Below are 9,691 nucleotides of genomic sequence, written 5' to 3' on the forward strand. Positions count from 1 at the left end.
TGGGCGGGCTGGCACCGCGCCTCCCGTCAGCGCCGGATCAGCAGCGCGCTCGCACGCGGTGACAGCGCCGCGTCGAGCACCAGGCACGCGGCCCCGACCGCGGCCACGTCGGCACCCCGCCCGCTGTCCACGACCGCGATCGGGTGCTTCGGCACGAGCAGGGGCGATCCCGTGATCGCCTCGCGAGCGGCCGGCAGGGCGACCGGCGCGATCCGTGACCAGAACGGCCCCCCGAACACCACGCGGTCGATGTCGAGCAGGTTGACGATGACCACCACGGCCCGGCCCATCGCGGCGCCGGCGTCGGCGGCGAGTCCCGTGGCGACCTCGTCGCCGGACGCGATCGCGTCGCCGAGGGCCTCCCAGGCCAGCTGCACCGCGGTGACGTCGTCCGCCGGAGCACCACCGGTCAGGCGCAGCCCGCGGTCGCGTGCGACCTCGACCAGTCGTGCCGGAGCGACCGCTGCGCCGACCTCACCACGGGGACCGGATCCGTCCGGGGTCCCGGCGAGCGCTCCCTGGTCGACCATGATGTGCCCGGCGTCGCCCGCGTTCGACCCGACGCCGCGCACGGGTTCGTGGTCGACGACCAGTCCGACGCCGAAGCCCGTGCCGAAGTAGACGAAGGCGAAGTTCCGCGCCGAGGACTCCCCCGCCAGGAACATCTCGCCGACGACCGCCGCGGTGACGTCCTTCTCGAGCAGCACCGGGAAGCCGGTCGCCTCGGCGAGCGCGTCGCGCAGCGGCACGTCCCGCCAGCGCGGCAGGAACGGCGGGTCGAGCACGACACCGGCGTCGACGTCGATCGGTCCGGGGCTCGCGATGCCGACCCCGAGCACGCTGTCCACCGCGACACCGGCGTCCGCCACCAGACCGTCGACCGCGGTCGCGATGGTCCGGACGACCTCGGCCGGATCGTCGGCGGACGGGGTCGACGTGGTGGTCTCGGCGACGACACTGCCGGCGAGGTCGAGGAGCACGTACGTCACGACCGCCGGGTCGACGTGCACCCCGACCGCGTACCGGCTGGCGGCCTCGAGGCGCAGGATCGTCCGGGGCTTCCCCCGTCCGGCGACCACCGTGCCGGACTCGACGATCATGCCGGCCTCGATGAGGAACCGTGTGACGTTCGACACGGTCTGCGCGCTGAGGCCCGTGCTCGCGGCGAGCTCCACGCGGCTCAGGCCGTCGGGCGAGCGGCGGACGGCGTCGAGCACGACGGTGCGGTTGAAGCCGCCGATCGACGGCAGGTTCGCCCCACGCCGATGCTCCGCCATGCCGTGACCCTACCGCCGCCCGCGCACCCGGACGGCGCGCACGCAACGGTGCTGCAACGGTCCGGGCATCCTCCTGGCACCCGGACGGGGTGCACCGCTACCCTGAGCGGCATGACGGACCTCCGCCTCGAAGCCCTCTCCGCGTCGACCGCCGCCGCGGCCAACTCGCTGACGCTCAAGCCCGGGCAGGAGCAGTTCGTGCAGCCGACCACGTACGGCGTCGCCGAGTCCGACGTCAAGCCGAGCTCGGCGTGGACCCGCGTGGTGCTCGACGGGGACCGCGTCGTCGGGATGATCATCGGCACCTTCGACGAGGACAACAGCGAGGAAGAGCTCCGCAGCGCGATCTGGCGCGTGAACGTCGCCGCCGACGCACAGGGCCGTGGCGTCGGACGCTTCGCGGTGCACGGCCTGGCGGACGAGGCGCGGAGCCGCGGCTTCGAGCGGCTGACCGTGGTCTACGAGCCCGGCGGCGACAGCGGGCCCGAGGCGTTCTTCCGTGCCCTCGGGTTCGAGGTCGTGCGCGAGACGCAGTACGGCGACCACTACGCCGTCCTCGCCCTCTAGCCACGGCGTGGACGGAGCCGTCCCCGGGGCCGAGCCGGATCCCGGGGCCGAGCCGGACCGCGGGGCCGAGCCGGACCGCGGGGTCGAGCCGGACTTCGGGGCCGCCGTCGCCGAGGTGGTCCGGCTGATCCCGGCCGGGCACGTCATGACGTACGGCGACGTCGCCTCCGCGCTCGGGTCGCGGGCGTCGCGCGCCGTCGGCAAGGTGATGGCCCACGAGGGTGCCGACCTGCCGTGGTGGCGCGTGGTCCGCGCCGGCGGGCTGCCGCCGGTCCGGCACGAGGCCCGGGCGCTCGAGCACTACCGCGCCGAGGGCACGCCATTGGTGGAGCGGTCGTCGGCCTGGAGGATCGACATGCGTCGCGCGCGCTGGTCACCCACCACGGACGCCGACGACCCGTTCTGAGCGCTCAGTCGAAGCGCGCGCCCTTCGGGCTCGACGGCAGCAGGAACATCACCAGCAGCACGAGCGACCCGATGCCGAACACCACGTGCAGGAACTGCCAGAAGCCGGACAGGTTCGCGTCGTGCAGTCGCCGGGCGCCGAGGGCGAGCGACCCGATCAGCGTGACGAGCCCCCACAGCACGAACAGGTACGAGCCGACCGGGTTCTCCAGCACCGGGGTCCCGGGGGTGAACACCTGCGGGACGAGCTGCAGCACGAGCCCGATGACGAACGACGTCAGCCACCACCACCAGAACTCCGAGCGCGAGGCCCGTCCGGTGAACACGGTGTACTTCCGCCAGAACCGTCGGACCGCCTCGGTGAAGGGTGCCCCGTAGAAGGGGTCGCGCAGGGCGACGCCGCCGGGCTGCACGCTGTCGTTGCTCATGGAGTCAGCAAACCACGTGCAGCCCGGTCCGTCAGACGAGCGAGTCCCGCCAGGCCGCGTGCAGCTGGGCGAACCGGCCGGTGCCGGCGATCAGGTCGTCCGGCGTGCCGTCCTCGACGATCCGGCCGTACTCCATCACGAGCACCCGGTGGGCGATCGCGACGGTCGACAGGCGGTGCGCGATGATCACGGCCGTGCGGTCCGCGAGCAGGGTCTCGAGGCCCTCCTGCACGAGCCGCTCGGACGGGATGTCGAGCGACGCCGTGGCCTCGTCGAGGATGAGCACCTTCGGGTCGGCGATGAACGCCCGGGCGAACGACAGCAGCTGCCGCTGCCCGGCGGACACCCGACCACCGCGCTTGTTCACGTCGGTGTCGTACCCGTCGGGCAGGGCCTCGATGAACGCGTGCGCGCCGACCGCCTTCGCCGCACGCACGATCTCGTCGCGCGTCGCCCCGGGCTTGCCGAGCGCGATGTTGTCCGCGACCGAGCCCGAGAACAGGTACGCCTCCTGCGTGACCATGACGATCGCGCGGCGCATGTCCTTCGGGTCGATGTCCCGCAGGTCCACGCCGTCCAGCCGCACGGACCCCTTCGACGGGTCGTAGAACCGCGCCATGAGCTTCGCGAGCGTCGACTTGCCGGCACCGGTCGACCCGACGAGCGCGACGGTCTGCCCCGACGGGATGTGCAGCTCGAACTCGGGCAGCACGACCTTGTCGGCGTTGTACGCGAACTCGACGTCGTCGAAGTCCATCGCGCCGGTGGCGTCCGGCAGCCGCACGGGCTTCGCGGGGTCCGGCACCGACGGGCGTTCCTCGAGGACGCCGGAGATCTTCTCCATCGCCGCCGAGGCCGACTGGTACCCGTTGTAGAACATCGCGAGCTCCTGCGCCGGGTCGAAGAACCGCTTGGCGTAGAGCGCGACCGCGAGCAGCGCGCCGACCTCGAGCGAGCCGCCGACGATCCGGAAGCCGCCGACGATGACGACCGCCGCGAGCGTGGCGTTGCCGATGAGCACGAGCACCGGGTCGAAGGTCCCGAACAGGTTGAACACCTTCGTGTTCGCCACCCGGTAGTCCTCGACGTAGCGGCCGTACTCATCGCGGTTGCGGGACTCCTTCCGGAACGCCTGCACCGCCCGGATGCCCGTCATCGTCTCGACGAAGTGCACGATCACCCGGGCCGACGTGACGCGGGTCGCGCGGAACAGCGTCTGCGAGTTCGTCTGGAACCAGCGGATCAGGAACCACAGCGGCACGAGCGACACCGCGAGCACGAGCCCGGACGTCGGGTCGAGCACCACGAGCGCGATGCCCGTGAACACCATGTAGAGCACGCCCTGGATGAGCTGGTTCAGCCCGGAGTCGAGCAGCTCGCGGATCGAGTCGAGGTCGCTCGTCTGGCGGGAGATGATCCGACCCGACGTGTACGTCTCGTGGAACTCGAGCGACAGCCGCTGCGTGTGCAGGAACACCCGCTTCCGCAGGTCGAACAGGATCGCCTGGCTGATCCGCGCCGCGAGCACGGTGTACCAGGCGGTGAGCACCGCGCCGAGCACCGCGACGACGATGTACGTCGCCACGACGCCGAACGCCGGCACCCAGTCGTTCTCGTCCATCACCCGGGGCAGGGCGTTGTCGATGCCCCACGCGATGAGCGCCGGTCCCGCGACGGTGCCCGCGGTGGAGACCACCACGACGACGCCGAGCAGCACCAGACGTGCCTTGAGCGGGGCCGCGAGCGACCCGAGCAGGGCGAGGGAGCGGCGCCGCAGGCGCTTGCTCTCCGCCTTGCTGAAGTCCTCGCGCTCCTCGCCGCGCACGCCGAGCGTGGTGACCGCGGCGGTGACGGGGCCGGCCGCCCTGGTGGCGGAGGTCTCGTCGAGGACGGGATCGGGGCCTCCCGGCCCGGCTGCCGTGTCGACGGGCGGTACCTGGTCCTGCTGGGTCATGCCATCGCCTCCTCTCGGGCGGGTGCGTCGTCCTCGTCGAGCGAGGAGATGACGTAGCGGTAGTGCTCGTTGGTGGCCATCAGCTCCGAGTGGGTGCCGACGGCGGTGATGCGGCCGCCCTCCATGAGCGCCACGCGGTCGGCGAGCGTCACGGTCGAGGGGCGGTGGGCGACGATGAGCGACGTCGTGTCAGCCAGGACGCGGCGGAGGCCCGCCTCCACCCGCGCCTCGGTGTCGACGTCGAGCGCCGACAGCGGGTCGTCGAGCACCAGGACCGACGGTCGGGCGGCGATCGCCCGCGCGAGCGCCAGGCGCTGCCGCTGGCCACCGGAGAGCGACAGGCCCTCCTCGCCGACGCGGGTGTCGACGCCCTCGGGCAGGTCGTCGACGAAGGACGCCTGCGCGATGTCGAGTGCCTCGCGCATGATGCGCTCGGCCTCGTCGCCGGACAGGTCGGGGCGACCGAGCAGCACGTTGTCGCGGACGCTCGTCGAGAACAGGGTGGCGTCCTCGAAGGCGACCCCGACGTGCCGGCGGAGCTCGGCGCGGGTGAGGTCACGGACGTCGACACCGTCGATCGTGATCGAACCGCCGGTGACGTCGTACAGCCGGGGCACCAGCGACAGCAGCGTCGTCTTGCCGCTGCCGGTCAGACCGACGAGCGCCATGGTCTCGCCCGGGTGCAGCTGCAGCTCGACACCGTCCACCAGGTCCGGGTACTCGTCCGTCGCGTCCTGGTACCGGAAGTGCACGGCGTTGAACGACAGTGCGCCGTGCGGCTCGTCGATGCGCTTCGGCGACGCCGGGTCCTGGATCGTGTTCTCGGAGTCCATGACCTCGAAGAACCGGTCGACCGCGGTGCGGGTGTCGAACGTCATCGACAGGAAGAACCCGATCGACTCGATCGGGAACCGCAGCACGGTCGCCGTCGCGAAGAACGCGAACAGCTGCCCGACCGTCAGCTCGCCCTGCGACGCCAGCCAGATGCCGGCGAGCAGGCACAGCGCGAACGCGACGTCCGGCACGAGCAGCAGCCACAGCCAGATGCTCGCGATGGCCTTCGCCTTCTCGATCTCCGTGCCGCGCAGCGCCTCGGCCTGCTCGCTGAACTCGTCGAGCTTGAAGCGGCCGCGGCCGAACGCCTTGAGCACGCGGATGCCGTGCACCGACTGCTCGACGCTCGTCGCGAGGTCACCGACCTGGTCCTGGCTGCGGCGCGCGACGACGGAGTACTTCCGCTCGAACAGCAGGCCGTTGATCCACAGCGGGATCGACGCCACCAGGAAGATCAGGCCGAGCAGCCACCCGAAGGTGAACAGCACGACGAAGCCGACGGCGATCGTGACGATGTTCACGACGAGCAGCACCACGCCGAAGGCCAGCCAGCGGCGGATCAGCGACAGGTCGGAGACCGAACGGGAGAGCAGCTGCCCGGACTCCCATCGGTCGTGGAACGCCACCGGCAGGTCCTGCAGCTTGGCGTAGAGCGCGTTGCGCATGCTCGTCTCGATGCGCGTCGACGGGCGCATCACGAGCCGACGGCGGGACGCGATGAAGAAGGCCTCGAGGACGCCGAGTGCGAGCACGCCGAGTCCGGCGGGCCAGATGAGCGCGGCGTCGCGCGAGGAGAGCGGCCCGTCGACGAGCCACTGGAGCACGTACGGGATCGCCAGCGCGACGAGCGAGGCGCCCATCGCCGCGGCCATGCCGCCGAACAGTCGCCAGCGGTACGGCTTGACGTAGGGCCAGATGCGCCCGATGGCGCGCAGGGTCGAGGGGCGGTCGGTGGAGGGGGTCGCCTGGTCGGGCGGTGTGGACATGCGGTTGCGTCCTCGTGCGTCGTGCCGCGTCCGCTCGGTCGGGTCGTCCGTCCCGCCGACGGGTCACGTCGGTGGGTGGCGGTCCGGCCGGGAGGCGCGGCGTGGCAGTGCGGTGGTCGTCGGCCGGGCGCGTGGTCGCGCGCCGTCGCCGTCACTCACGTGACGTCGACCGGGCCGGAGGGCACCGGGGACACGGGTCCCCGGGTTCTCAGCAGGTGGTCCGCGCTCGCCGACGGTGTCGTCGGGCGCGAGGCCGTGGGAGGGGCCTGGCTAGACGGCGGCCGCGCCCGGGTACCGGAGCGGCACGGCCGCTCGGGTCCGGGGTCGCGGAGCGGGAGTGGTCCCCACGAGGGACACGAGACCCGTCCGGGCAGCCGTCGCCACTGTTCCGGTCGTCGCGTCCATCGTCACTCCAGTCGTCGTCTTCGTCACCGTTGTGTCCGCGGCACGGCCGATCTGGTTGCGATCGTCCGGTGCGGTGCGGAGCCTTACAGACTATTCACAGTCGCTGGTGTCGCGCAATGGTGCCGCCGTTGTTGGACGCCGTCGATCGGAGCGCGGCCGAAGTCCGGGGGCTGAGTCGTCCGGGGACTCGGTCGTCCGGGGACTCAGTGGAAGAAGTGGCGCTCGCCCGTGAAGTACATCGTCACGCCGGCCGCCTGCGCAGCCGCGATGACCTCGTCGTCACGGACGCTGCCGCCCGGCTGGGCGACGGCACGGACACCGGCGTCGAGCAGGACCTGCAGGCCGTCGGCGAACGGGAAGAACGCGTCCGACGCCGCGACGCTGCCACGGGCACGGTCACCGGCGCGGGTCACCGCGAGGTGGCACGAGTCCACCCGGTTGACCTGGCCCATGCCGACGCCGACGCTCGCGCCCTGGTCGGCGAGCAGGATGGCGTTCGACTTGACGGCCCGGCTGGCCTTCCACGCGAACGCGAGGTCCGCCAGGGTGGCATCGTCGGCCGGCTCCCCGGACACGAGGGTCCAGGTCGACTGGTCGAAGGCGGTGAAGCGGTCGGCGTCCTGCACGAGGAAGCCGCCGGAGACCTGCTTCAGCTCACGCGTCGCGAGCGCGAAGTCCGCCGGCAGCGTGAGGAGCCGGATGTTCTTCTTCTGCGACAGGACGTCGAGCGCCTCGGGGTCGAACGCCGGGGCGACGACGACCTCGGTGAAGATGTCGCGGACGGTCTCGGCCATCTGCTTCGTGACCGGGCGGTTCGCGGCGATGACCCCGCCGAAGGCCGACAGCGGGTCGCAGGCGTGCGCGGCCACGTGTGCCGAGGCGATCGGGTCGACGGCGTCGGCCGGGGCGATCGCGATGCCGCAGGGGTTCGCGTGCTTGATGATCGCGACGGCGGGGGTGTCGAAGTCGTACGCGGCCCGGACGGCGGCGTCGGCGTCGACGTAGTTGTTGTACGACATCTCCTTGCCGTGGAGCTGCGTCGCCTGGGCGATGCCCGCCCCACCGGCGGTCGTGTAGAGCGCGGCGGCCTGGTGTGCGTTCTCGCCGTAGCGGAGCGTCGCGGTCAGGTCGGCCTCGATCCGGAGGGTCTCGTCGAACGCCCCCGGCGTCTCGAGGTCGCCGTCGACCGTGGGCGCAGCAGCGTGGTCCGCGACGGCAGCGGCGTCCGGCGCGACGACGTCGGTCGCGAAGTACGACGCGACCGCTGCGTCGTAGGAGGCGGTGTGCGCGAAGGCCTGGGCGGCGAGGCGCTTGCGGAGCTCGAGCGTGGTGCCGCCGGCGCGGACGGCCTCGACGACCTCGGCGTACGACGACGGCGAGACGACGATCGCGACGTTCGGGTGGTTCTTCGCCGAGGCACGGACCATCGCCGGACCGCCGATGTCGACGTTCTCGACCACGGTGGCACTGTCGGCGCCCGAGGCGACCGTCTCGACGAACGGGTAGAGGTTCACCACGACGAGCTCGAACGGTGCGATGCCGAGGTCGGCGAGCTGCTGCTCGTGCGACTCCAGCCGCAGGTCGGCCAGGAGCCCCGCGTGCACGGCGGGGTGCAGGGTCTTCACGCGACCGTCGAGCGACTCCGGGAACCCGGTCACGCTCGACACGTCGGTGACGGTGTACCCGGCGTCGCGGATCGTCTGCGCCGTGCTGCCCGTCGACACGAGCTCCACGCCCGCGTCGGCCAGGGCACCGGCGAGTTCGAGCAGACCGGACTTGTCGCTCACCGAGATGAGCGCGCGCCGCACGGGGACGACGTCGCGGTGGCGGTAGAGGCTGGGGTCGGCGGCGTGCACGCTCATGCGCTCGGGGTGCCCTTCAGGTCGGTGGTGCCGTTGGCGATGTCGAGGATGGTCTGGATGAGCAGGCGGCGCTCGACCGGCTTGATGCGGTCGTGCAGCGTCGACTCGGTGTCGCCCGGCAGCACGGGAACGCGCTCCTGGGCCAGGATCGGGCCGGTGTCCACACCGTCGTCGACCTGGATCACGCTGGCGCCCGTCTGCTCGACCCCGGCCGCGAGGGCGTCACGGACACCGTGGGCGCCGGGGAACTCGGGCAGGTACGCCGGGTGCGTGTTGATGATCGCGGGGGCGAACTCGGACACGACGGCGTGCGGGAGCAGGCGCATGAGGCCGGAGAGCACGAGCAGGTCGGGCGACCACGGCCGGATCTGGGCGGCGAGCTCGGCGCCCCACTCGTCGCGCGAGGCGAACCGGGAGAACGGCACCGTGAAGGTCGGGACCCCGAACTCCTCGCCCAGACCGAGGCCCTCGGCGTCGCGGTCGGCCCCGATCGCGACCACGCGGGCGGGGTACTCGGCGTCGGTCGTCGCCTCGAGCAGGGCTCGGAGGTTCGAGCCGGTACCGGAGATCAGGACGACCAGTTCGAGCACGGGGACCAGCCTAGCGGCGGCGGGGCGAGCGCTACGCGTCGTGCTTCGGCCGGCGCCACCAGGGCAGCTCGTCCTCGGCGATCTGGTCGGTCTGGTCCCACCGGGACCCGGAGCCGGTGGGGGCCGGTGCGGCCGATCCGGGTGCGGCGCGCTCCCCGCGGGAAGCCTCGGTGTCCGCTGCGTCCCGGGCCCCGTCGGCGTCGTCGCGCCCCGCGACGAACTCCTCGGTGCTCCACGGGAACGCCGGCTGCTGTTCGGTGCCGGGAGCGTGCGGCAGCGTCTCGTCGCGCTCCGATCGCCCGGACGCCCGGGACTGCCCCGAGGGATCGTGCGACGGGTGGTGGGCCGGGCCGCCGACCCGGTCACGCAGCTCGCCGGCACGG

General features: G+C 72.3%; 9 protein-coding genes. 2 read left to right on the forward strand and 7 right to left on the reverse strand.

Annotation, left to right across the window (positions count from 1 at the left end):
- Positions 1-26 precede the first annotated feature (26 nt).
- Positions 27-1,277 carry an ROK family transcriptional regulator gene (locus D8M35_RS13705; RefSeq protein WP_126892354.1) on the reverse strand — a complete coding sequence of 417 codons (1,251 nt, stop codon included), beginning with the start codon at positions 1,275-1,277 and terminating at the stop codon, positions 27-29.
- A 111-nt stretch (positions 1,278-1,388) separates the two neighbouring features.
- Between D8M35_RS13705 and D8M35_RS13710 the strand changes: the two genes are divergently transcribed.
- Both D8M35_RS13710 and D8M35_RS13715 read left to right on the forward strand, forming a co-directional pair.
- A complete protein-coding gene (locus D8M35_RS13710) occupies positions 1,389-1,844 on the forward strand; it encodes a GNAT family N-acetyltransferase (RefSeq protein WP_126892355.1) in 456 nt (151 codons plus the stop codon).
- Positions 1,845-1,851: 7 nt separating this feature from the next.
- Positions 1,852-2,250: an MGMT family protein gene (locus D8M35_RS13715; RefSeq protein WP_126892356.1), complete on the forward strand. Its 399-nt coding sequence runs from the start codon at positions 1,852-1,854 to the stop codon at positions 2,248-2,250.
- A gap of 4 nt (positions 2,251-2,254) precedes the next feature.
- On the opposite strand, the gene D8M35_RS13720 is transcribed toward D8M35_RS13715, so the two are convergent.
- The 6 genes from D8M35_RS13720 to D8M35_RS16670 all read right to left on the reverse strand — a co-directional run.
- Positions 2,255-2,677, reverse strand: coding sequence for a DUF805 domain-containing protein (locus D8M35_RS13720; RefSeq protein ID WP_126892357.1), 423 nt, complete (start codon positions 2,675-2,677; stop codon positions 2,255-2,257).
- Between the two features lie 31 nt (positions 2,678-2,708).
- A complete protein-coding gene (locus D8M35_RS13725) occupies positions 2,709-4,631 on the reverse strand; it encodes an ABC transporter ATP-binding protein (RefSeq protein ID WP_238638239.1) in 1,923 nt (640 codons plus the stop codon).
- Complete coding sequence (locus tag D8M35_RS13730) at positions 4,628-6,451, reverse strand: ABC transporter ATP-binding protein (RefSeq protein WP_126892358.1); 1,824 nt, start codon at positions 6,449-6,451, stop codon at positions 4,628-4,630. Before D8M35_RS13730 ends, D8M35_RS13725 begins: the two co-directional genes overlap by 4 nt.
- Before the next feature lie 608 nt (positions 6,452-7,059).
- Positions 7,060-8,718 carry a bifunctional phosphoribosylaminoimidazolecarboxamide formyltransferase/IMP cyclohydrolase gene (gene purH, locus D8M35_RS13735; protein ID WP_126892359.1) on the reverse strand — a complete coding sequence of 553 codons (1,659 nt, stop codon included), beginning with the start codon at positions 8,716-8,718 and terminating at the stop codon, positions 7,060-7,062.
- Complete coding sequence (gene purN / locus D8M35_RS13740; protein WP_126892360.1) at positions 8,715-9,308, reverse strand: phosphoribosylglycinamide formyltransferase; 594 nt, start codon at positions 9,306-9,308, stop codon at positions 8,715-8,717. Before purN ends, purH begins: the two co-directional genes overlap by 4 nt.
- A 31-nt stretch (positions 9,309-9,339) precedes the next feature.
- The coding region (locus tag D8M35_RS16670) for a hypothetical protein (protein ID WP_202976564.1) at positions 9,340-9,691 on the reverse strand (352 nt) is incomplete at its 5' end.

The sequence above is a fragment of the Curtobacterium sp. HSID17257 genome (assembly GCF_003989515.1).
In the GTDB taxonomy this organism is placed as follows: Bacteria; Actinomycetota; Actinomycetes; order Actinomycetales; family Microbacteriaceae; genus Curtobacterium.

Excerpts from the sequence above, each read along its gene's own strand:
- D8M35_RS13705 (WP_126892354.1), bottom strand. The coding sequence starts at position 1,277 with ATGGCGGAGCATCGGCGTGGGGCGAACCTGCCGTCGATCGGCGGCTTC.
- D8M35_RS13725 (WP_238638239.1), bottom strand. The coding sequence starts at position 4,631 with ATGACCCAGCAGGACCAGGTACCGCCCGTCGACACGGCAGCCGGGCCG.
- purH (WP_126892359.1), bottom strand. The coding sequence starts at position 8,718 with ATGAGCGTGCACGCCGCCGACCCCAGCCTCTACCGCCACCGCGACGTC.
- D8M35_RS13730 (WP_126892358.1), bottom strand. The coding sequence starts at position 6,451 with ATGTCCACACCGCCCGACCAGGCGACCCCCTCCACCGACCGCCCCTCG.
- D8M35_RS13720 (WP_126892357.1), bottom strand. The coding sequence starts at position 2,677 with ATGAGCAACGACAGCGTGCAGCCCGGCGGCGTCGCCCTGCGCGACCCC.
- D8M35_RS13710 (WP_126892355.1), top strand. The coding sequence starts at position 1,389 with ATGACGGACCTCCGCCTCGAAGCCCTCTCCGCGTCGACCGCCGCCGCG.